Origin of the sequence: Flavobacterium notoginsengisoli, from assembly GCF_042686225.1 — a bacterium.
Lineage (GTDB): Bacteria > Bacteroidota > Bacteroidia > Flavobacteriales > Flavobacteriaceae > Flavobacterium > Flavobacterium notoginsengisoli.
The window spans coordinates 35,749-56,738 of the sequence record NZ_JBHUOT010000003.1 but is presented as its reverse complement, the minus strand read 5'-3'; the positions used below and the strand labels follow the sequence as shown (position 1 = coordinate 56,738).

The following is a 20,990-nucleotide window of genomic DNA, read 5'->3' as shown; positions in this document are numbered from 1 at the left end:
ATAGATTTTTTTGTCAAAAAAGGCGTTTCACTTGCATTAATACACATAGAACTATGTGTTAGAAACTAGTTTCTTTCTTATTTCTTTCGTAAAACAAAAAAACTATGTTTCTATGTGTTTAATACTTTTTTAAAACAACAAAAAAAGATTGTTTTAGTAAATATAAGAAAAACCCCTTTACAAAATTTGCAAAGGGGTTTCTTTAAAAATTAGCTTCTATTTTATTTAATCAACTCTCTTAACAGAAAGTTTATCCAAACAAAAGTAAGCTGCTGTATTCATTCCATAAAGTGGGTCTGCATCTGTTGAAGCCATTTGGAAAACCAAGTACTGAACATCTCCTAAAGCTTGAAGTTTAGTTGCCGCCACATTTACCCATCCAGTCGGCATAACTAAAGATGAACCTGTATAATCTGCCAGAGACTGTGTTACCGGACTTGAAATAGTTCCGTTTTCATCAACACCATAAATCAGCAATTCAAAATGATCTCCTGAAGAAAAAGCTCGTGCAAATCCGTCTCCACTCAAACAACCATAATACGGCCAAGGATGCATGTTGATTTTTAATCCGAGTACTTCATAAATTCCAGTGTTTCCAACTTTAATCCAGTTAGAAAAACTAGATTCGCTAAAAGTAGTTCCTTGTGGAGAAACAGGATCTAAATAACTTGACCAATAGGCCACAATATATGGATCGCCAGATGTTCCAGGTGTTCCAGGAGTAATTGTAGTCGAAGTTCCAAAACCACTTCCTGCCATAGTCCCCCATTGATGAGGCACCCATCCGTCAGATCCGCCTGGGCCTGCACCAGAACCGTAATTGGTAATATCATTTACGTTAGACACAATAAATCCGTCCCAGTAATTGTAACCAGCCGATGTACCAGTGTGAGAAAATGTAAAAATATCTACACTTAAATTGGTGTTAGCCACATAGGTATTTTCCCAATACTTTCCTCCTGTCGTGGTAATACCGCTGCTTAATAAAGCGCTTGTTAGGTTAAGCGTTGTTGTGGTTCCAATTGCAGGATCTGTAACCGCTGTTCTTGCTGTTTTCGATGTAGAATTTACTACTGAATTAACGCTTTCACTGCTTAAAACATCCTCATCACTACTACAGGATGAAAATCCAAGCATTAGACCTAAGGTCAAAAAATAAACTACTTTTTTCATTATTTATAAAATTTAGGGTTAATATTCCATTTTATTTCTTCGGAAAATTTAAATCCGAAACTTCTTTAAAAATGCTCATCAACAAATCGCTGGATCCTAAAGCAGTAAATGTTGGTACATACACTTTTACAAAATCAACTCCCGGTAAATGCACTTTTTTACCCTCTTTATCCACTGCCCAAGAAATATCAATTGAAGGATCTTTAATACCGCCATAACCCCAGTCAAAAGTGCCAACATTGTAACTTGTACCCGCACCATCGCTTACATCTTTTGTTGGTATAAAAACTTTTGTTCCTTTTAAAGTATAAGAATCCCCAACCCATGCCGGATAGTAATTACTTCTTCTTCTAGTATTGGTTCTTGTAATGTTACCTGAAGCATTTTTGTTATCAGTCCAAGGAAGATAAGCAGTATCGTACTGCCAGCTTAATGTTCCCGTTACTGGAGTTGCGGTTGAATTCGGTTTCTTATACGTTAGTTCGTAGTTTTTAACTGTTGTTGATTTATAGTACTCACTTCCTGCGATTTCATACCATTCATTTTCATCAGGTTTCCCATTTTTATTAGCATCATAAGCCACGGCAATACTTACTGGAGAATATTTAACAGTAGCACTTCCCATTTCCATTTGAACAATAAAATCACGTTGGCCATACGCATTCACAACTGTATGGTCAAAAGCGGTTACAATATATCCGCCAAATGTTCCTAAATAAACTGAACTTTCTTCGTTTAAACTTGTTTGTACTGCCTGCAAAGATTCTTCTTTTGTTGCATAACTTTCCATTGCGTAATTTGGTGCAGGCAAATAATCGATAAGTTTTAAAGCCTTAGCAGTATACGTTTTACCAGTTTCAGAAACCGTAACTTTAGCAGACGCTTCTTTTACAATTTTATCTACCGTTACTTTATAAGCTAAAACATAATCTGCTGCTTTTGGCGTAATAAATAATAAGTTTTTGCTTTCGCCGATGATTGAATCCTTAACAGCACCATCTTTACTTGTAACTTTTACAGACCATTGATATGCTGGAGTTTTTCCTTCTGCATTTTCTAATGTTACTTCCGGTGCTATTTCAACAACATTATATTGTGGCACTGCAAATTCTGATGCTAGCTTTATAGTAATCGAAGGATCTTTAACTGGTGCTACAATTTCGTCCTGTTTTGAATCGTCGTTACTGCAAGCATAAAAGCTAACAAGAGTGATTAGCACTAAACTATACTTTAAATACTTTTTCATGGTCTTATTTATTAGCTTGTTTTAAATTGTATTTTTTTACTATATGAAGATCTGCAGCACCTGCAAATACAGTTGCCATAGAAGATTGCTGCAGACAGCGTCCCATTGGTTCGCTTACACAGTTGACTACTTTTATAAAATCGATTCCCGGAAGATTGGCTTTGTTTCCGTTTTTATCTACCGCCCAGTCAATATCGATATCTGGATTTACAGCATTTACATAACCCCATTCTGGAGGTGTTGAATACCATAATGTTGTTTGGCCTGCACGTGCTGTTTTAAAATCTACATCGAGTTTTAATCCTTCATAACTTACTGAAGTCTGCGTTGCCCATAACGGATAAAATTCTTTTTTACCTCTTGGTCTTTCCAGATAATACTTGTCTCCTTTACTGTTTTCACAATAAACATGTTCGTAATCTGTCCAAAGAGCACTTGAAGTAACCAAAGGTTCTCCAGCTGCTTTTTTGTTATAAGTAACTTTGAAGTTTTTAAGAGTAGTTGATTTAGCATGCTGACTTCCGATAATTTCATACCATTCGTCTGCATCCGGTTTTCCGTTTTTATTTTTGTCATAAGCTACATAAATCAATCCTGGAGCTGGAGGATTGGCTTTTGCAACTGTCGGATTTGAAACATCTCCTCCATATACTCTAAAATCCCTTGTTCCAGGAACATTCAAAACTGTATGATCAAACCCAACCACGATAGAACCTCCAAAACCGCCTAAGTCTAATAAATAGCCTACATTGGTTTCGTTGATTCTTCCCAAAGCCGTTTTCATTACATCTTCTTTAGAATTGCCCTCTTTGTAAATATCGTTGGCAAGCATTCCCGGAGCAGGATCAAAATCAAAAATTCTAGTGATGTACGGATTGAAATTTGAAGCTTCGTTGACAACTGTTACAATTGTACTTTTACTTCCTTTTTTATTATCTGCTGCTACGTTCAATGTAAATTCATAAGAACCTGCATAAATGGCTGTAAACCTTAAATCTTTTGTATCTCCAACAATTGAATCTGTTACTTGATTTACAGGGTTTTTAGTCATAATCCATTCATACTTTGCAGTAGCGCCAGCATCAGAAGCTGTGATATCTAAAACCGTAAAAGTTGGCGTTTCATATTTTTCCTGAAGCGTAATGTCGATCGCATTAGCGTTTTCATCTTTATCATCACTGCTGCATCCAATAAAAGTGAACGCGAATGCCAACAATAAAAATTGGGTAACTTTTTTTTTCATAAAATGATTATAATAAATTGATTTGATACTAGTTAAATTATCTTGTTGGGATATTTTCTCCTGAAAGATGCAGATCCGTTGCTCCCATAATTTCGGTTGAAGTTTCTCCGAGCCAGCCCGCCTGCTGATTGAGTCCGTTATACACTTTTACAAAATCTATTGCCGGAAGCTGTACTTTTTTCCCCGTGCTGTCAATTGCCCAATCAATGTCAATTGCCGAATCGTCATCATTATTGGGAGCATTGTCTGCATAACCGTATAAAAAAGCATATTGGACATAATAACTTCCGTTACCGCTTTCATCAACAGCATTGTCTGGTAATCTTGTTCCTTTGAAAGTAATAGAAGCCTGATCTTTCAGCCATTTCGGCCAATATTCCAAGGAATGATTGTAAGCATTATTCTGTGCCAGATAACCGTCTTTTCCCTGATTGTCTTTCCAGTAGATGTATTCCAAATCGGTAAAAGTTACCGTTCCTGTTCCACCGCCTGGAACTGGAATTTTATTAGGATCTGGTCTGTAATAGGTTATTTCGTAGTTGCGGATTGTTTTTTCCATTTTATGGCCGGCACCTTCAATTTCGTACCATTCGTCATCTGGAAGTCCGTTTTTATTTTTGTCATAAGAAACCATTATAACTCCCGCTTCACTGCTTCCCCCTCGTAATTCCGCATTCTGATTCGGATTGGCTTCTGCCCAAAAAGCATTTCCTAAAACCCTAAAATCACGTTTTCCCTTTAGGTTTACAATACTGTGGTCAAAACCAAAAACCACATAACCGCCAAAAGCACCAAGCGAAATAAGATCGCCGTTTTTCTTTGCCAAATACGAATTAGCTCTTGTCAAAACTCTATCAGCCGAGTCGCCGTCATTGGCCACAGGAAGATCATTTACAAATTGCCCTGGCGCAGGTTTAAATTCGAACACTTTCGAAATAAATGTTTTTAATTCTTTCGTTTCAGCCGTTACAATTACCGTCACTTTTTGAGTCTGAGTTGTTCCTTTATCTGTAATAACAACTTTAAATTCATAAGTTCCTTCAGCAGTTGAAGCAAACAAAGCTTCTTTTGAAGTGGTGTTGACCAAAGAATAATTCTCTGAAGAAACACTTTCAACTGTCCAATTGTAAAGGGCATCAGCGCTCACATTTGTTTTAGCACTCAAACTAATAATTGAAAAACGAGTGGTTTTAAATTCGTTCGTTACCGATTCTCCGCCAGAATCCGGATTGTCATTATCTCCGCCTGAACAATTTGCAAGTGAAATGACAAAAAAAGCGAGCGTTAATACATGACAATACTTTAAAAATCTCTGATTCATATCTTTATTTTTTGGTTATAAAAGCAATATGCGCAGGAATATTTCCCGCTGTAGTTTTCCATTTTAATCGGCCGTCTGGCGTAAAACAATAGATATAACCCGTTACCACATAATTTTGGGCATCGGTTATATAAATTTCTTTGGTTTCGGGATTGACCTGAAGTCCATACGGAATCATGATTTTTTTCTCGGTTCCATCCGTAATGATTTTATCGCTGATTATCTTTTTGGTTTTGGTATCCAAAATTCCGTACGTAATCTTATTGCTGTTCGTGAGATAACTCCACGAAACACTATAATAATAAAGCAGATCATCAACCAGACACATTCCCAAAGCCGGAATATCGAGTTGCATTTTCTTTTCGTCTGTTTTGGTATCAATCACAAAAAGATTGGGTTGTGTATTGTAATAATCGCCTCGTGAACTCACATAAATATCGCCGCGGCTGTCAATCTCCATGCTGTAAAGATTAATGCCGACATCTATTTTTTTAATTTCTGTGAAAGTCTCTAAATCAATAACTGAAACCGTTCGATCGTAATTTGGAACACGATAACCGCCTGAATTAGCAACATATAATTTACCATTATGAACAACCATTTGTTCGGGCTGATATCCAACGGTCACTTTTCTTTTTATTTCTAATGAAGTTGTATCGATTTCGGCAACAAAACCAATTTCTGCATTGGGATTAATGGCAACCGGGCCTGAATAGGAACTTACATAAGCCTTGTCTTTGTAAAAAGTAACATAACGACAGTTTGGAATATCAATTTTTTTGATTCTTTTTGCCGTCCATTTTTCTAAAACTTCTACTTTGTTGGAGACATTTATAACGGCATAAACCTTATTGCCATAGATTTGAATATCGTTTCCAACATCTCCTAATTCTTTTACAACTGACGGATTTCTTTCGGAATAAACATCAGTGGTATAATTTCCTGTTCTATAATTGAAAACGTCGATGCTCGCGCGGTTCATTCCCATATTCCCTTCATTCAGCAGATAAAAACCTTCAATATTGCCGTCATTTGTAGGCACGGCAACATTCGTATCTGAAGACAGAAATATTGTTTCATCTTCCCTGCAGGAAACCAATACTATAGCTGTAAATAAGCTAATTATTATTTTTATAAAACCCTTTTTCATAAATCAAAACCAATTATAAATTTGAATGTTCTGCCCGGCATCGGATAATTGTAAATCACTTCGTATTGCTGATTGAATGCATTGTTTACTTCTACCGTTGCATTTAATTTGTATTTGTTGAAGAGGAAAGATTTTTGAACCGCCAAATCGTGCGTGTACCAAGGCTGTACTTCATTTACTTTGATATTATTGACGTTTCCATTGTAGCGTTTTCCAACGTATATAAAACTGTAATTGAAATTCCAGGATTCATAACCCGCATTTAAAATTCCTGAACCGCTGTGCCAAGGCGTGTATGGAATCTGGTCACCGTAAGAAGACATTTGCAAACCGGAAACTTTGGTAAAATCCTGACTTTGAGAATAGGTATAAGTCAAATTGGCATGCAGATTTACTTTGTGAATGTGAGTTCCCAAATTCACAACGGTTTCAATTCCCTTTCCTTTAACCTGACCAATATTGGTCATCATCCAGCGGAATAGATTTCCTGTCGGCGCGGCTACAATTTTGTCTTTCGTATAGGTATAATAACCATCTGCCTGAATGGAAAACTTATCCAGAAAACTTTCTTTTACAGGAAAATTATAGGTAAAACCAACATCATACTGATTCATATATTCTGGTCGCAAAGTGCTTGAACCGACCATGGTGTAATACAAATCATTAAAAGTGGGCATTCTGAAAATACGTTTGGCAAACGCTCTTAAATTGAAATCGTATTTCTTGAAAGGAGTATAACCGAGGAATAATGCAGGCGTAAATTCGGTTTTATTGGGTGCTTTGACATTGTATTTTACTTCTTCGATCACTCTTGTTGCGAGTACATTTCCTAAAACTTTAAAACCTTCATATCGATAGGAAGTTGCCAAAGAAACTAATGCCGTATAACGCTCTGGAAAAGAAAACTGTGTCTGAATTCCTCTTCTCGTTGCGTTTAATTTGTTGTATTGAAAATCGGTTGAAAGCGAAACATCCCAGGTTGGTAAAATGCTGTACATATTGACTGCCGAAAAATAGGTTTCCTGCTGATAGTAACTGTCATCAGACTGAACACCTTCGGTTACCGTTTCTCCTAAAACATTCGTTGTATCTCTTGCAATGTAATGGGTATAATCGTAAGCGAATTTTCCTTTTAATTGAAATTTATACTTTTCTGAAACGTCTTTCGTTAAAAAAGCCTGTCCGAAAAAATTCTTATCAAACTGTCGGAAACCGTCTCTGAATTTATTTTCTACAATAGCTCCTGGCGCACCTCTTTCAGAATCATAATAATACACTTTGGCATCCCAGGAACCGTTATTGATTTTTCCGTAAACTCCAGACTCAAACCGAAGTGCTTCAATATCGCTGTTCCATCTTGTGGCTGTGGTATCATAAGCGGTAGTGCCGTCGAGATTTTTTCTTTTATATCTAAATTTATACTGTCCGTTAGATTTAATGTATTCTGAGCTGACACTCATACTCACCTTGTCGCTCAGTTTCTGCTCCCATCTAAAACTCGGATCATGATAATTGATGGACATTGTTTTGTATCGAACCAATAAATTTGTCTTTTTATCACCAGCAAAAACAGGACGTTTTGTTTTTAAATAAATGGCTGAAGCCGAAGCAAAATCCTTAGCCGACTGGAAAATTTCACTTTTTTGTCCATTATACATGGTAAGCGATTCCATATCGTCAAGCGAATATTTTCCGAGATCTGTAACGCCGTTTTGGGCATTTCCAAGCTGGATTCCGTCATAAAAAACACCAACATGATGTGTACCCATATTGCGGACATCAACAGTTTTTAGTCCGCCGACTCCTCCATAATCTTTAATTTGAGTTCCGGCAAAATAACGAAGCGCATCGGCCACATTATGACTCGCCATTTTTTCGAGCAGAACGCCAGAGAGACTTTGCACAGGGATCACTTCCTGATACGGTTTTCCTTTTAAAACAACTTCTTTTAAAACACGCGAACTATCTTTCTCCGTTTGTGCATGAAGCCAAAAAGGAAGACCTAAAATAAAAACGGTAAGTAAAGTTTTTTTCAAATTATACATCACAATTGAATTAAATCAACTTTCTGTGATGCTTATACAAACGTAGAATTGACCCCGCTGTAAAACAGCTGGTCATTATCTTTGTCATCAACTTCATACCACGAAAGTTTTAAACTATGTGATCGTGGCAGGTCTCCTGACTTATTCTATCTTTAAACGGCCTTCTCATCCGCCGCGGCGGACAATGACATTAGTAATGTTTAAAGACTTTGTGTAGAACTTACAGTAGCGGGTCTGTTCAGGATTTGCACCTGATTCCCTTTTAACTATTTTTTCTGACGAAAAAACAGACCAAAATCAGGCGCAAATATAGGGCGCATATAATGGGTCTGCAAATTCGAAAGAACTTTTTTACAAAATAAAAAGTTTATCGGTACGAATGAGAAAGACTTTATAACATCATAAATACTTTTCAATCAAAGTTTCAATTTCAGGCGTAGAAGGTCTTGGCGCGTCTTTATGAATAATTTTTCCATCTTTCCCCAGTAATACGTAACGTGGAATTGTAGTTACATTTATTTGTTTCAGTAATTCATCTTTTTCATATTTCGCAATAAGAAGACTGTTTTCCGCATTCAAAATATCTTTGTGCTGTAACATTGCTTTTTTCCATGATGTTGCACTTTTATCAATAGAAATAAATACAAAAGCTACGTCTTTATACTTTTCCATCAGTTTCTTTTCACTCGGAAGTTCCTCTCGGCAAGGCATACACCACGAAGCCCAGAAATCGATCAAAACCAGTTTTCCTTCGTATTTTTTCACTATATCTTTTAAAACTAAAGGTGTTGCAGTTGGTTTTAACTCCTCTTCTATATTGGAAATAAAAGCTTGATTTTTACAGTTGTTTCTAAATATTTCGAGTGCTTTTGCATCAAAAACAACTTTTTGGTCTCTATTGTTTACAGGATAATACATATTGATGTACAATAAATAATCAATAATAGCCTGATTTTTAAAATTTACCGAAATAAAGTTCAATACATTCGGAAGAGTCTTTTTTAAACCTAAAAAGTTCATTCGTTTTTTGACATAATTCTCAACAAGTTCTCTGTAAGCCTGTACATCAAGCAAAACATCAGCCTGATCGAAACTCTCTTCTATTGCGGTAAATGTAGCTGGATTTAAAGGTTGAGCTTCCAGAGCATTGTATAAAGTCAAACTCCAATACATAGCAGTAAAATATTCGTAAAACTCTTTCGAAAGTTTATTCTCTTTATAATACGTTTCTAATAACTCTTTCTGCTTGATGTAATCTTTATCAAAATAAGAGTTGAGTTTGGCAGATGCCATAATAATTTTTAACTGATTGTAACTCGGAAGATTTTTAGTTGAACCATATTTTATAAAAGATTCATTTAAAAATTCCGATTCAGATTTACGGATTGGATTTTCATTACAATAATAATGAATCAATCCTTTATCGTCGAGATCAAATTCTATGGTTTCATTTGGCAGCGCATAGATAGAAGTGGCTCTATTTATATCGTTGCAAGATATAGTCGAATTATTATCCACTTTTAATTCCCGATTGTTTGTATTCAGAACTGCGCGATCATAAATATTTTCTCTTGACTGCGAGGTTAGATTTATAACAGTTTCTTTATTTCCGACATATTTAATGGTAATCTGCTGTGCAAATGAAGCGGTAGAAATCAGTAAAAATAAAAGAGCATTTTTTAGTTTAGACATCTTGTTTTTGGGTTGGTTTGGTTAGTTAGTTTATTTTAAAACTTTTGTGGTCAAGTATTTAAAAATGTAAAGTAAATATAAATACTTCATTCTAATTGACAAGAATATTCTTAATTACATTTAAGCTAAAAATAATTGAAATAAAAAAAACTCAAAATTTCCTTTGCCGTCAAATCTTTATATCGTAATATTGCAATATTAAATTTATAAAAAATGGGAGCAACTAAAACAGAACATTTTACTGATGCACAAAACCAAATTGCAACTATTGCAAAAGCATTGGGACATCCTGCAAGGATTGCCATTTTAGAATACTTACTTAAAGTAAATGAATGCATTTGCGGTGATATTGTAAATGAGCTTCCACTGGCACAGCCAACCGTTTCCCAGCATTTAAAAGAACTTAAAAATGCCGGAATCATCAAAGGCAACATCTCAGGAAACTCTATATGTTACTGTATTGATGAAAAAGCAATAGAAATTCTAAATGCTTATTTTTTAAACATCACTCAAACTCTTTCAAAATCAGAATGCTGTTAAGGCATTTTTTTTGAAAACATATATCGTAATATTGCAATTAACAAATATAAATAATATGAAACTATCAGAAATTAAAGAAATTTTACCCACATTAGAAAATGTTGAATTTCAATTGGAGAACGGAACTTTTGTTCCCGAACATTTCCATGTAACGGAAGTCGGAATGATTACTAAAAATTTTATTGATTGCGGTGGTGTAATTAGGAATGAAGAAGTGGTAAATTTTCAGCTTTGGAATGCTGACGATTTTGAGCATCGCTTAAAACCAAACAAATTATTGCATATTATTCAGCTTTCTGAAGATAAACTGGGTATTAAAAATCTTGAAATCGAAGTAGAATACCAAAACCAAACCATCGGGAAATATGATTTGGATTTTAACGGAAAAAACTTTGTTCTTAAAAACAAAACAACAGCTTGTTTAGCTCAGGATTCGTGCGGGATTCCCGCTGAAAAACAAAAAATAGCCTTAAGAGGATTACAGGATAATGCTTCTTGTTGTACGCCAGATTCAGGACGCTGTTAAGAAATGAAAGTCAAAATTATTCAATATAAAAAACCAATTATTATTACCAGCTCTGTTATGTTGTTACAGCTTATTTTTGGATTCGATCCAAAATTCTGCATCATCAATATAATTTGGCTGTTCGTTTAAATTATGGAAAAGAAAATACTAATATTGTGTACCGGAAATAGTTGCAGAAGCCAGATTGCAGAAGGCTATATGAGGGATTTTGCAGGTAATAAAGCGTTGGTTTACAGCGCTGGTGTAGAAACACACGGCGTAAATCCGAAAGCCATTTCTATTATGAAAGAAGATGGAATTGACATTTCGAATCACACTTCAAATAACATTGACGAATACTATAATATTGATTTTGATTATGTTATTACGGTTTGTGACAATGCCAAAGAAAGATGTCCGTTTTTTCCAACTAAGGCACAAAAATTTCATTACAATTTTCCCGATCCTGCCAAAGCAACGGGAACAGATTCTGAAATAGAAGAACAATTTAGAAACGTTAGAAATCTTATAAAAGAATATTGCAGGACTTTTGTTGACAATAATTTAAAGTAAAAAAACTACAAAAGAGAGGAGTTAACCATTTTTTTAAGCTTCGGAGAAGCGCAATATTTATAGAAAAAAAAAAAAACATCTATAACCTAAGCTCCAGCGGAGCGACATATATTATAAATTGTAAAAAATATGTCGCTCCGCTGGAGCTTTTTTTTCATTTCCTTAATTGGATTTCTATAAATATTTTACCCCGCTGGGGCTTTTGCTTATATTTCTATTACAAATATTACTTAATCAAAAAACTAAACTTTTGATATTACTTATTTCAATCAATCATGATTTACCATTTGTCTAAAAAGCATCAATTCTCCACTATCATTCTTTTGCCAGACATTCATGCTTTTTCCTTTTACATTGCCTTTGCTGTCACCATCTTTCCAATCTACGCTGTAAAAACCGAATTCTACAATTGCTTTTTGTGCAAAAATAATTCCTGAAGTTTTAATTGAAATCTGTTCAATGACTAAAGTTCCAGGCTTTTCATGTTCTGTAAAATAAGGCGTTATCTCTTTTTCTCCTGAAAGGATTGGCGTGTAATACGTTAAATACATCGCATTTGGCAGGAACATTTTAGCATGCTCCTCTCCTAGCCTTTTTTGAACCAATTCTTTAATCTTATCATTTCGTTCTTTTACTTCCAGTGTAAGCTTATCCGAAGCTGTATCTTCCTGAGTTGGAGAAACGGCACTATCATCAATTTCCGGAATCAGTTTATCGTCAAAATAAGTGTTGGATCCCCATATTTCTGACGCAATTGTCATGGAAGATTTCTTCCACAAAACCATATATTTTCCAGAATAGCTATAAGGTTTTTGTTCTTTAACATTGAGATCTTCATTAAAAGTTCCAATTTCAAGAATATAATTTCCAAAATCTTGCAGGTCAACAATTTCTTTTTGATAGGAAGTAATGACGGCTTGGGTTTTCCATTGTTTATAGAAATCGACAATCTCTTTTTTACCGATTCTCTGCCTGCTGTGTTCCGGCATCAAAATCGATTGATCGGTATAAGATTTCATCAGATCTTCTGTTTTTTTATTAATGAAGGAAGAAGCAAAAGAAGCGTTATATTCTTCAATCTGTTTACGAATATTAGCATTGATTCTGCTCTCCTGAGCAAACATGCCAATTGCCAAAAGAAAAAAGGTAAAACTCAATTTCATAACAGTTCGTTTTATTTATTCAAATATAAACATAAAACACTGAAAATCATTAATTTAAAAACAAAAATTCAATTTATAAAAAACAATAAAATACGTTAATTTTTAGACAAAAAATACATAAGAAGGCAATAATTGTTTTGATAAAATGTTTATATATAAAGATCTAATTAGTCTAATCTTTTAATAATCAATATCCCCAAGATTAATATATAAAACATGAAAAAAATATTTTTAATAACTGCCATTGCTTGTTTCTCAGGGCAGATTTATGCTCAGGAGTTAAACAGTAAATTCAAAGCCATTCCGCCAAAAAATACCGAAAAAAAAGAAGTTGTACCGCCTAAAGAAGCAGCTCCAAAAGAAAATCCGCCTGCACCAATAGAGAAACCAGCACCGTTGCAGGTGAATCCGGATGAGCTTTTTAAAGATACCAACCGATACAAACAAGAATCAAATGTCGAGGGTATTTTTTACAGAAGAAATCAGTTTTTAGGAAACTTCAATACCACTGCAGTTACTTCTACCATTATGTATCGAGATGCTGCTTTTGTTGATGGCGATAAAGTAAAAGTATATTTGAACGATAAAGTGATTGAACCAGAAGTTTTTCTAACTGGCGATTTTAAAAGCGTGAAAATAAATCTGGAAAAAGGAATCAACAAAATTGATATTGAAGCGTTGAACGAAGGTTTTGCTTCTCCAAACACAGCGGAATTTAAAGTTTATGACGATAAAGGTCAGGTTATTTCGTCAAGCGAATGGAATGTTGGAACGGGTTATAAGGCTGTTATTGTTTTGGTTAAAGAATAAGCTTTTCTTTTTAAACACATAGAGACATAGATTTTATAGCTTTATAGAAGGCGTTTCACTTTTAATAAAACACATAGCTAAACTTTAAAAATCATAAAAAACACTTAAAACTGCTGTCTTCAGCAGTTTTTTATTTGTATATATGTAGTCAACTACGTAGTTTTGTACTCATATTTAATTATTAGAAATAAAATGCAAATTCAACCTATACAAAACGAGTACGAAAAAGAAATCGTAGACTTAATATTAAACATTCAGCAAAAAGAATTTAATGTTCCTGTGACTTTAGAAGATCAGCCGGATTTATTGGATATTAAGAATTTCTATTTTAAGCCGGGCGGTATTTTTCTTGGCGCATTTATCAATGATAAATTAGTTGGAACTATTGCTTTAGTAAAATTTAATCCTGAAGCTGGAGCTATTAGAAAAATGTTTGTAAGGAAAGAATTTAGAGGAAAAGAATTTGGTATTGCCCAGAAATTACTGGAAGAATTGATTGCTTACAGCCAGGATAACGGAATTAAAAACTTATATTTAGGAACGGTTTCTATCTTACAGGCAGCATTGCGCTTTTATGAAAAGAATGGTTTCATCACAATTCCAAAGGAAGCACTTCCAAATGATTTTCCATTAATGAAGCCTGATAATGTATTCTGCCAATTGACTTTAAAACCAACAAAATGAATATAATTGACGAAATCGGCATACTTGCCATATCTACCCGATTGCAGCGTTTGAGCGAACAGTTACGCAAAGACGGCGCACAGATTTATGCTTATAATAATATTGATTTTGAACCAAAATGGTTTCCTGTAATTTATACTTTGCATGTAAAAGAAATGCTGAGCGTTGTCGAAATTGCCAATGAAATCGGTTACAGCCATCCTTCCACAATCAGTTTATTAAAGGAATTAGAAAAGCAAAAAATCACCAGTTCTAAAAAAGACAAACTCGATGAACGCAAAAGACTGATTGTGTTAACAGCAAAAGGGAAAGAATTAGTAGTAAAAATGCAGCCCGTCTGGGAAATTATGTCCAAAGCGCTTAATGAAATTACGAATACTCAGAACAATCTCTTAAAAGCAATTGAAGAGGCCGAAGAAAACCTAACACGTCAGGGATTTTTTCAAAGGGCCTTAGAATTGAAAGGCTAAGTTTAGCTTTTAAAATATCCGCTGAATCAGCAAAATCTGCGGGAAAAATTTTTTCACGCTCCCGATAGCTATCGGGATAGCAGATTAGCAGATAAAATGAGATTTTAAAATCTAGCTGTATATATTAAAATCAAATTAAAACCTTTTTTCAATTTACTCTCTTCCCGTAATCTTTTTTCGGTGTTTTGTTCCCCATTTCGCCAGAGAATCAATCACTTCTTTTAAGGTATGTCCGTATGGCGTAAGTTCATATTCTACGGTAATAGGCTGTGTATTTAAAACCGTTCTGGTAACCAATTGATTTTCTTCCAGATTTTTCAGTTCCCTGCTTAGCATTTTACCAGAAATTCCTTCTACTTCGCGTAAAAGATCAGTGAATCTTAAAGTGTTGAAACATAATGATGCGATTATGGCAATTTTCCATCTTCCATTCAGCACATCCATTGCATCCTGAACGGCTAATAATCTTTGATTGCATGTTGTCTTATCGTGTAAAGCCTCTTTTATCATACTGTGTCTGTTAGTTACCTCGATGTTACAGTTACTTTTGGTAATTGGATGACAAAAATACACTTAAAGTTTTTACATTTGAATTATTATTTTAAACACTAGAAAAAAAATGGCCTTAATAGAAGCATTGAATTGGCGTTACGCTACAAAAAAAATGAACGGACAAGTGGTTCCGCAAGAAAAAGTAGATTATATTTTAGAAGCAGCAAAACTAGCTCCATCTTCATCTGGATTACAGCCATACAAAATTTTTGTAATCACAAATCAAGATTTAAAAGAAAAAATTAGAGCAGTAAGTTTTGACCAAAGTCAGGTTACAGATGCTTCTCACGTTTTAATCTGGGCTGCCTGGGACGGATATAGTTTAGAAAGAATCTCTGCCGTATTTGAAAGAACAACTGCAGAAAGAGGTATTCCTGCAAGTGCAATGGACGAATACAAACAAAGACTTTGGGGAATGTACGAACCTCTTGGTCAGGAATGGCACGCAAACCATGCTGGAAGACAAGCTTATATTTCGCTTGGAACAGCTGTTGCTGCAGCAGCTGAACAAAAGGTAGATGCTACTCCAATGGAAGGTTTTATTCCGGCTGAAGTTGATAAACTTTTAGGTTTAAGCGAGCAAGGACTTAAAAGCGTTTTGATTCTTCCTCTTGGTTACAGAGACGAAGCGGGCGACTGGTTGGTAAACCTTAAAAAAGTAAGAACTCCACAGGACGAATTTATCACAGAAATCAAGTAAAAAATTAAATTTTTCACTTTGTTAAAAATGCTTCTGAAATTGCTGAATATGCTTTTTCAGAAGCATTTTTCTTTTAAATATTTCATTTTGAACTCTTAATTAATCCAAATTCAAAAAATCATGAAATTAGATAAAAATCAGATAGTGTTAATTTTATCAGTTAACCCAAAAAAGGTACAAAAAGCGGATAATTAAATAATATTGTATAGCTAATTTTGTCTGATCCAAAACAATTCATTCTAATTACAACACATTAAAATTCTAGCACTATGTCTGATTTTTTAACTCAATTTGGTGAAGACCTAAAAAAAAACGTCCCGGGTTTTATCGCTGTATCTGTAGCTGAAATCGCAAGCGGTATGTCATACTACTCTCAGTCTGTTGTTGCAGATTTTGATCCTGAATTAGCATCAGCCTACAACCTTGAAGTGGTTAAAGCAAAAATGAATGCTATCAAGGCTCTTAATTTACAAGGCCAGGTTGTGGACAATGTTATGATTACACTGAGCTCTCAGATACACATTATTGACGTTTCTGACAATCAACAATACTTTATTTATTTAGCTGTAGATTCTACTAAAGCTAATTTAGGTATGACAAAATCGATTTTAAATAAGTACAAAAAAGAAATCGCAACAAAACTGTAGTACCCGTATTTTTATTACCCTGATAGAGAGGAATATTCAGATTGAATATTCCTTTTTTATTTTTTCACAAAATAGTTCTTTTCATTTCTTCAAAATATTTTATATTTCGGGAACCAAACGACCCCAAACGACAAATGGAATTACGCGCGTATTTCGAAAAATATCACGATGAAGCTACCTGTATTGAAGAGCTTAAAAAACAGCGTTTACAAAATGGCATCATTTGTAATAAATGTGGACATGACACCCACTCCTTCAGACAAAATGATTTAAAATTTCAGTGTCGTAAATGCCGCAACCGTATTAGTTTAAGATCCGGAACGGTAATGGAAAATTCCAATCTTCCCATACGATACTGGATGATCTGTATCGAATTAATGACTTTATCGCATAGAAAAATGTCAATTCTTAAAATTCAATATTTATTAGGACACAAAAGATATGAACCCATCTGGCTAATGGTGCAAAAAATACGTTTGGTCATGAAAATTAGGGATGAAAAATACAGATTAAGAGCCTATTCTCAGTTTGATCCTGAATTTCTTCAAAAAATAGACACGCTGATGTTAAAGAAAAAAACAAAAAGTGCCTCCAATTAGAGGCACTTTTTGATCTAAATAGTTTTGCTATCCTATTTAATTGTAAAACTATTTTTTCTTATTCTTTTTAGCTTTAGTTCTTTTCGCTTTTTTCTTAGCAATCTTTTTCGCTTTTGCTTTATCTTTTGCTTTTTTAGCTTTGTCTTTCTTTTTAGCTTTTGCTTTAAGTTTTGCTTTTTTAGCTTTTTCCTTCTTTTTATCTTTCGCTTTTTCTTTTCTCTTAGCTACGGCAGCTTTTTTCTTTTTCAATTTTTCTTTTTTCTCAGCTACCTGTTTTTTCTCTTTTTCTTTCATCTTTTTACTTTTCTTTTTAGATTTATCTTCATTCTCTTCTACTGCTTCTTCTTCGATCTCAGACGAAACAGCTTCTTCAACCTCTTCTGTTTTTTCTTGCTCTTCTACCTCTTCTATAACAACAGCTTCTTTTTCTACTGTTTTTCTTGGAGCTCTTTTTACTTTCGTTTTAGATTCTGGAGCATCAGTTACAACTGATTCTGTTTCTTGAGCCGGAGTATCTTTTTGCTCGTTTTCTTCACTAGAGATAACTGGAACAGCTTCTACCTCTTGCTCGATTTCATTAGTAAGCACTTCTTTTGCCATTATTCTGTTAATTTTAAGAAATTGATTAAATTTATTTTTGAATAAACTAATTTTTAATGTTATTAAATCATTAAATTAACATCAAAAAATAATAAACAAAGATAGATTGAAAAACACATTCGCCAATGTTAAGTTTTTCATGTCACCAAAAAACCTACTTCAAACAACTAAAAACCAACACATTACCCAATGTTAAGTTTTTCATCGTAATTTTTATTACATTCGAAATGCCTTTATAAGCCGTCTAAGAGTGATCAAACTTTAAATTAATGAATACTAATTTGTTTAATTTCGCTTTAAAATTTAACGAATGCATAATGATTTAGCCTACAAATCCAAAAAGCCCAACAAAGATCTTTCGCTATTTGTCGATAGTTTTTGGTGTATGCACAATAAATCAAATCGGGATATTGAAACAATTGGTCTTCCGGACGGCAGAATTGATTTGTCTTTATTTCAGTCTCCTGAACAGCCTTTTAGTATTCGGCTTTTAGGTTTGGGAACACATCAATACGAAAAGGGAAAAATTCCTGCCAACAGCCAGACTTTTGTTATAAGTTTTAAACTTCCTGCCGTAGAATATATTCTTCATGAGTCCATTTCGGCAATTGTAAACGAAGCAAAAATACTCGAAGATCATTTTTGGGATTTTAAAGAATCTGATTTAGAAGATTTTGACTTATTCTGCGAAAAAGCTTCAATGAAAATAGAATCTTTATTAGTTAAAGAGATCGATAGCCGAAAACAAAAACTATTCAACCTCATCTATGAAACTAATGGCGCTATGACAGTAAAAGAATTAGCAGAGCAATCGAACTGGAGCAGCCGACAGATCAATCGCTATTTTACTGAATATTTTGGAATTTCATTGAAAGGATTTTGCTCTATTCTTCGTTTTCGTATTTCATTGGAACATATAGCAAAGGGAAAATTGTTTCCGGAAGAAAATTTTTCAGACCAGACTCATTTTATTAAAGAAATTAAAAAGATTTCAGGTTCGCTTCCGAAAGAATTGTTCCAAAACAAAAATGACCGATTTATACTATTATCGGCACTTTCGTCTCAATAATTTTGCGGCATAGATTTAAAACAAAAAACTATGCTTTTACAAAATAAACAAGTCGCCATTATTGGCGGTGGAATGGGCGGTTTAACTTTAGCCCGGCTTTTACAGCTGAAAAACAGCAATGTAAAGGTTTATGAAAGAGATTTAAATAAAGAAATTCGAATACAAGGTTCTCCGCTCGATTTACATGAAGATTCAGGTTTGAAAGCCATAATCGAAGCCGATTTATTAAATGAATTCTATGCTAATGTCCGTTCTAACGCGAGTAAAGCACGTATTGTAACTAAAGATTTTGAACTACAGTTTGATGAACATGCCTTTCAGGAAAAGCAGTATCATAAGAAATTAAATACTGTAATAAATTCGCTTGACGATATTTCAAAACCAAAACCAGAAATTGACCGCTTTGAACTTAGAAACATCCTTCTAAATTCCCTTTTACCCGAAACAATGGTTTGGGACTGTCAGTTTGATTTTATGGAAAGAGAAAAAGAAGGCTGGAAACTACATTTTAAAAACGGTTCGACCGCTTATGCCGATATAGTTATTGCAGCCGATGGGGCAAATTCTAAAGTTCGCCCTTATATAAGTGCAGAGAAACCTATTTATTCGGGAATTACTTTAATTGAAGGAACCATTTACAATGCTGAGGAAAATGCACCGAATCTTTTCAATTTTTCTAAAGGCGGCAAAGTACTGGCTTTTGGAAATGAACAAAGCTTACTGTACGGTACTAAGGGAGATGGTTCTCTTATGTTTCTGCTAAGCTGTAAATTACCCGAAAACTGGATTTGGGAAGGAAATTTAGATTTCAAAAACAATGAAGCTGTTTATGAGTGGTTTAAAAAAGTTTATAAAGACTGGAGTTCAGAATGGCATGAACTTCTGACAGCTAAAGAATTGTATTTTATACCGCGTCCTCAATATTATTTCCCTCTAAATCAAACTTGGGAAACTCAAAGCAACGTAACTATGATTGGAGACGCAGCACATAGAATGCCTCCATTTGCCGGTAAAGGTGCGAATCTTGCTATGCTTGACGCACTTGAATTGGCTGAATTTCTAACAAATGACCAATTTACTGATCGTAAAACCGCAATTTCTCATTTTGAAAAAAGAATGATCGAAAGAGCTTCAGAAGCAACAAAAGACACTTTAGAAAATAGTGACCAGCTGCATTCTAAAGAAGCATTGGAAAGATTAGTTAGCATTTTCGAAAGAAGATACAAAGATTAAAAACCTTTATTACAAGAACTTACATTTATTTTAATTAAATTTACAAGTATCTCAAAAACAGATTTTTAAAGATGAATGTATCTTAATTTAACATCTAATTTTAAAAAAAGCCCTAAATACAGTGATTTAGAGCTTTTCTGTTTTGTTTTATAGTAAGATCAATCCCATTTATTAGTACTTGAGATTGCATATTTTCCTGCACCCGTAAAAAATAATGCAATGGCACCTAAAAGATAAAGTGTTATTAATTCGTTTGCATATCCGCCTTGTTCTCCAATTGAAAAGATATCTTTTGAATGTGCTACAGCAATTGCTACAATACAATTGATTGCTAAAATTACCGAAGCAATTCTGGTTCTCCATCCAAATAAAATGGCCAATGGCGCCAAAACTTCTCCAATGTAAACAGCATAAGCAAACGCTCCCATATTTTCTACAAGGAATGAAATTCCGTGCAAAATTTTTGATACACCATGAAAAAGCATCAAGCCTCCAATACTAATACGCAATACTAATAATCCAAAATCTGTGTTTTTTGAAATCATAACAATCTAGTTTTAAAATTAATATACTAATTAGGTTTTGTAATGATACTAATCTACAAAATAATACAATTGATCTAACTATTTAATTTAAAGCCATTTTCAACCAACATTCATCTAAACCCGACGAAATGCTGTCTTAAAAGTTAAAATGTGAGATATTTTTTACTTTATAGTTGTTTCAATATGCATTTTCTTGTTTCATTTTATAATATGCAACATCGAAACGGCTAACCCTATAGCCTACATTCGTTAATTTTGAGGTACCCCTATAATTCTTTCTTGACCTCACTCCGAATTAATACATAACCCAATTTATTAATTTAAGGTGGCTTTCAAAATTAATGATAGCGCCTTTTTTATTCTGATTGCTTATGGCTCAATTTTACGTTTCTTCGACTTTTCGTAATTTTTCCAAAAAACTTTTTTTAGC

General features: G+C 34.1%; 22 protein-coding genes and 1 riboswitch. Of the genes, 11 read left to right on the top strand and 11 right to left on the bottom strand.

Annotated elements, in window-relative coordinates; all coding sequences use genetic code 11:
- Positions 1-225 precede the first annotated feature (225 nt).
- The 7 genes from ACFS3A_RS08270 to ACFS3A_RS08240 form a co-directional block, all read right to left on the bottom strand.
- Positions 226-1,173 (bottom strand): DUF4465 domain-containing protein, encoded by a 948-nt coding sequence (locus ACFS3A_RS08270; RefSeq protein WP_379824903.1) that lies wholly within the window; start codon positions 1,171-1,173, stop codon positions 226-228.
- Positions 1,174-1,204: 31 nt separating this feature from the next.
- Positions 1,205-2,419: a hypothetical protein gene (locus tag ACFS3A_RS08265; RefSeq protein ID WP_379824902.1), complete on the bottom strand. Its 1,215-nt coding sequence runs from the start codon at positions 2,417-2,419 to the stop codon at positions 1,205-1,207.
- A gap of 4 nt (positions 2,420-2,423) precedes the next feature.
- Positions 2,424-3,662 carry a hypothetical protein gene (locus tag ACFS3A_RS08260; RefSeq protein WP_379824901.1) on the bottom strand — a complete coding sequence of 413 codons (1,239 nt, stop codon included), beginning with the start codon at positions 3,660-3,662 and terminating at the stop codon, positions 2,424-2,426.
- A 37-nt stretch (positions 3,663-3,699) separates the two neighbouring features.
- Positions 3,700-4,983: a cell surface protein gene (locus tag ACFS3A_RS08255; RefSeq protein ID WP_379824900.1), complete on the bottom strand. Its 1,284-nt coding sequence runs from the start codon at positions 4,981-4,983 to the stop codon at positions 3,700-3,702.
- A 4-nt stretch (positions 4,984-4,987) separates the two neighbouring features.
- Positions 4,988-6,133 carry a YncE family protein gene (locus ACFS3A_RS08250; RefSeq protein WP_379824899.1) on the bottom strand — a complete coding sequence of 382 codons (1,146 nt, stop codon included), beginning with the start codon at positions 6,131-6,133 and terminating at the stop codon, positions 4,988-4,990.
- Entirely contained in the window at positions 6,130-8,178 is a 2,049-nt protein-coding gene (locus tag ACFS3A_RS08245) for a TonB-dependent receptor (RefSeq protein WP_379824898.1), read from the bottom strand. The genes ACFS3A_RS08250 and ACFS3A_RS08245 overlap by 4 nt, the downstream gene beginning before the upstream one ends.
- A 109-nt stretch (positions 8,179-8,287) precedes the next feature.
- A riboswitch (cobalamin riboswitch) is annotated at positions 8,288-8,489 on the bottom strand.
- An 88-nt stretch (positions 8,490-8,577) separates the two neighbouring features.
- Positions 8,578-9,870, bottom strand: a complete 1,293-nt coding sequence (locus tag ACFS3A_RS08240) for a thioredoxin-like domain-containing protein (protein WP_379824896.1) — start codon at positions 9,868-9,870, stop codon at positions 8,578-8,580.
- Positions 9,871-10,083: 213 nt separating this feature from the next.
- On the opposite strand from ACFS3A_RS08240, the gene ACFS3A_RS08235 reads away from it, so the two are divergent.
- From ACFS3A_RS08235 to ACFS3A_RS08225, 3 genes are all read left to right on the top strand, one after another.
- A complete protein-coding gene (locus tag ACFS3A_RS08235) occupies positions 10,084-10,410 on the top strand; it encodes an ArsR/SmtB family transcription factor (RefSeq protein WP_289658886.1) in 327 nt (108 codons plus the stop codon).
- A gap of 55 nt (positions 10,411-10,465) precedes the next feature.
- Positions 10,466-10,936: a DUF6428 family protein gene (locus ACFS3A_RS08230; protein WP_379824895.1), complete on the top strand. Its 471-nt coding sequence runs from the start codon at positions 10,466-10,468 to the stop codon at positions 10,934-10,936.
- 132 nt (positions 10,937-11,068) lie between these two features.
- Positions 11,069-11,488 (top strand): arsenate reductase ArsC, encoded by a 420-nt coding sequence (locus ACFS3A_RS08225; RefSeq protein ID WP_379824894.1) that lies wholly within the window; start codon positions 11,069-11,071, stop codon positions 11,486-11,488.
- Positions 11,489-11,757: 269 nt separating this feature from the next.
- On the opposite strand, the gene ACFS3A_RS08220 is transcribed toward ACFS3A_RS08225, so the two are convergent.
- Positions 11,758-12,651: a YybH family protein gene (locus ACFS3A_RS08220; protein WP_379824892.1), complete on the bottom strand. Its 894-nt coding sequence runs from the start codon at positions 12,649-12,651 to the stop codon at positions 11,758-11,760.
- Positions 12,652-12,867: 216 nt separating this feature from the next.
- Here ACFS3A_RS08220 and ACFS3A_RS08215 point away from each other — a divergent pair, with 216 nt between their 5' ends.
- From ACFS3A_RS08215 to ACFS3A_RS08205, 3 genes are all read left to right on the top strand, one after another.
- Positions 12,868-13,461, top strand: coding sequence for a hypothetical protein (locus ACFS3A_RS08215; RefSeq protein WP_379824891.1), 594 nt, complete (start codon positions 12,868-12,870; stop codon positions 13,459-13,461).
- Positions 13,462-13,653: 192 nt separating this feature from the next.
- A complete protein-coding gene (locus ACFS3A_RS08210) occupies positions 13,654-14,145 on the top strand; it encodes a GNAT family N-acetyltransferase (RefSeq protein ID WP_379824890.1) in 492 nt (163 codons plus the stop codon).
- A complete protein-coding gene (locus ACFS3A_RS08205) occupies positions 14,142-14,615 on the top strand; it encodes a MarR family winged helix-turn-helix transcriptional regulator (RefSeq protein WP_379824889.1) in 474 nt (157 codons plus the stop codon). Before ACFS3A_RS08210 ends, ACFS3A_RS08205 begins: the two co-directional genes overlap by 4 nt.
- Positions 14,616-14,768: 153 nt before the next feature.
- Here the strand turns inward: ACFS3A_RS08205 and ACFS3A_RS08200 are convergent, their stop codons facing one another.
- A complete protein-coding gene (locus ACFS3A_RS08200; protein WP_379824888.1) occupies positions 14,769-15,125 on the bottom strand; it encodes a winged helix-turn-helix transcriptional regulator in 357 nt (118 codons plus the stop codon).
- Positions 15,126-15,234: 109 nt separating this feature from the next.
- Between ACFS3A_RS08200 and ACFS3A_RS08195 the strand changes: the two genes are divergently transcribed.
- The 3 genes from ACFS3A_RS08195 to ACFS3A_RS08185 all read left to right on the top strand — a co-directional run bounded on the left by ACFS3A_RS08195 (position 15,235) and on the right by ACFS3A_RS08185 (position 17,113).
- Positions 15,235-15,867 carry an NAD(P)H-dependent oxidoreductase gene (locus ACFS3A_RS08195; RefSeq protein ID WP_379824887.1) on the top strand — a complete coding sequence of 211 codons (633 nt, stop codon included), beginning with the start codon at positions 15,235-15,237 and terminating at the stop codon, positions 15,865-15,867.
- 269 nt (positions 15,868-16,136) lie between these two features.
- Positions 16,137-16,514: a hypothetical protein gene (locus ACFS3A_RS08190; RefSeq protein WP_144213615.1), complete on the top strand. Its 378-nt coding sequence runs from the start codon at positions 16,137-16,139 to the stop codon at positions 16,512-16,514.
- A gap of 134 nt (positions 16,515-16,648) precedes the next feature.
- Positions 16,649-17,113: a transposase gene (locus ACFS3A_RS08185; RefSeq protein WP_379824885.1), complete on the top strand. Its 465-nt coding sequence runs from the start codon at positions 16,649-16,651 to the stop codon at positions 17,111-17,113.
- Positions 17,114-17,161: 48 nt separating this feature from the next.
- Here the strand turns inward: ACFS3A_RS08185 and ACFS3A_RS08180 are convergent, their stop codons facing one another.
- The gene (locus ACFS3A_RS08180; RefSeq protein WP_379824883.1) at positions 17,162-17,713 is read right to left on the bottom strand and encodes a hypothetical protein; all 552 of its coding nucleotides are present in this window, start codon (positions 17,711-17,713) and stop codon (positions 17,162-17,164) included.
- A gap of 310 nt (positions 17,714-18,023) precedes the next feature.
- On the opposite strand from ACFS3A_RS08180, the gene ACFS3A_RS08175 reads away from it, so the two are divergent.
- Both ACFS3A_RS08175 and ACFS3A_RS08170 read left to right on the top strand, forming a co-directional pair.
- Positions 18,024-18,782 carry a helix-turn-helix domain-containing protein gene (locus ACFS3A_RS08175; protein WP_379824881.1) on the top strand — a complete coding sequence of 253 codons (759 nt, stop codon included), beginning with the start codon at positions 18,024-18,026 and terminating at the stop codon, positions 18,780-18,782.
- 30 nt (positions 18,783-18,812) lie between these two features.
- Positions 18,813-20,015: an FAD-dependent oxidoreductase gene (locus ACFS3A_RS08170; RefSeq protein ID WP_379824879.1), complete on the top strand. Its 1,203-nt coding sequence runs from the start codon at positions 18,813-18,815 to the stop codon at positions 20,013-20,015.
- A 158-nt stretch (positions 20,016-20,173) separates the two neighbouring features.
- Here the strand turns inward: ACFS3A_RS08170 and ACFS3A_RS08165 are convergent, their stop codons facing one another.
- Entirely contained in the window at positions 20,174-20,560 is a 387-nt protein-coding gene (locus ACFS3A_RS08165; RefSeq protein WP_379824878.1) for a DoxX family protein, read from the bottom strand.
- Positions 20,561-20,990 lie beyond the last annotated feature (430 nt).

What these genes read in the sequence shown, in the direction of transcription:
- ACFS3A_RS08270 (WP_379824903.1), bottom strand. Translation starts at nt 1,173, where the DNA reads ATGAAAAAAGTAGTTTATTTTTTGACCTTAGGTCTAATGCTTGGATTT.
- ACFS3A_RS08265 (WP_379824902.1), bottom strand. Translation starts at nt 2,419, where the DNA reads ATGAAAAAGTATTTAAAGTATAGTTTAGTGCTAATCACTCTTGTTAGC.
- ACFS3A_RS08260 (WP_379824901.1), bottom strand. Translation starts at nt 3,662, where the DNA reads ATGAAAAAAAAAGTTACCCAATTTTTATTGTTGGCATTCGCGTTCACT.
- ACFS3A_RS08255 (WP_379824900.1), bottom strand. Translation starts at nt 4,983, where the DNA reads ATGAATCAGAGATTTTTAAAGTATTGTCATGTATTAACGCTCGCTTTT.
- ACFS3A_RS08250 (WP_379824899.1), bottom strand. Translation starts at nt 6,133, where the DNA reads ATGAAAAAGGGTTTTATAAAAATAATAATTAGCTTATTTACAGCTATA.
- ACFS3A_RS08245 (WP_379824898.1), bottom strand. Translation starts at nt 8,178, where the DNA reads ATGTATAATTTGAAAAAAACTTTACTTACCGTTTTTATTTTAGGTCTT.
- ACFS3A_RS08240 (WP_379824896.1), bottom strand. Translation starts at nt 9,870, where the DNA reads ATGTCTAAACTAAAAAATGCTCTTTTATTTTTACTGATTTCTACCGCT.
- ACFS3A_RS08235 (WP_289658886.1), top strand. Translation starts at nt 10,084, where the DNA reads ATGGGAGCAACTAAAACAGAACATTTTACTGATGCACAAAACCAAATT.
- ACFS3A_RS08230 (WP_379824895.1), top strand. Translation starts at nt 10,466, where the DNA reads ATGAAACTATCAGAAATTAAAGAAATTTTACCCACATTAGAAAATGTT.
- ACFS3A_RS08225 (WP_379824894.1), top strand. Translation starts at nt 11,069, where the DNA reads ATGGAAAAGAAAATACTAATATTGTGTACCGGAAATAGTTGCAGAAGC.
- ACFS3A_RS08220 (WP_379824892.1), bottom strand. Translation starts at nt 12,651, where the DNA reads ATGAAATTGAGTTTTACCTTTTTTCTTTTGGCAATTGGCATGTTTGCT.
- ACFS3A_RS08215 (WP_379824891.1), top strand. Translation starts at nt 12,868, where the DNA reads ATGAAAAAAATATTTTTAATAACTGCCATTGCTTGTTTCTCAGGGCAG.
- ACFS3A_RS08210 (WP_379824890.1), top strand. Translation starts at nt 13,654, where the DNA reads ATGCAAATTCAACCTATACAAAACGAGTACGAAAAAGAAATCGTAGAC.
- ACFS3A_RS08205 (WP_379824889.1), top strand. Translation starts at nt 14,142, where the DNA reads ATGAATATAATTGACGAAATCGGCATACTTGCCATATCTACCCGATTG.
- ACFS3A_RS08200 (WP_379824888.1), bottom strand. Translation starts at nt 15,125, where the DNA reads ATGATAAAAGAGGCTTTACACGATAAGACAACATGCAATCAAAGATTA.
- ACFS3A_RS08195 (WP_379824887.1), top strand. Translation starts at nt 15,235, where the DNA reads ATGGCCTTAATAGAAGCATTGAATTGGCGTTACGCTACAAAAAAAATG.
- ACFS3A_RS08190 (WP_144213615.1), top strand. Translation starts at nt 16,137, where the DNA reads ATGTCTGATTTTTTAACTCAATTTGGTGAAGACCTAAAAAAAAACGTC.
- ACFS3A_RS08185 (WP_379824885.1), top strand. Translation starts at nt 16,649, where the DNA reads ATGGAATTACGCGCGTATTTCGAAAAATATCACGATGAAGCTACCTGT.
- ACFS3A_RS08180 (WP_379824883.1), bottom strand. Translation starts at nt 17,713, where the DNA reads ATGGCAAAAGAAGTGCTTACTAATGAAATCGAGCAAGAGGTAGAAGCT.
- ACFS3A_RS08175 (WP_379824881.1), top strand. Translation starts at nt 18,024, where the DNA reads ATGCATAATGATTTAGCCTACAAATCCAAAAAGCCCAACAAAGATCTT.
- ACFS3A_RS08170 (WP_379824879.1), top strand. Translation starts at nt 18,813, where the DNA reads ATGCTTTTACAAAATAAACAAGTCGCCATTATTGGCGGTGGAATGGGC.
- ACFS3A_RS08165 (WP_379824878.1), bottom strand. Translation starts at nt 20,560, where the DNA reads ATGATTTCAAAAAACACAGATTTTGGATTATTAGTATTGCGTATTAGT.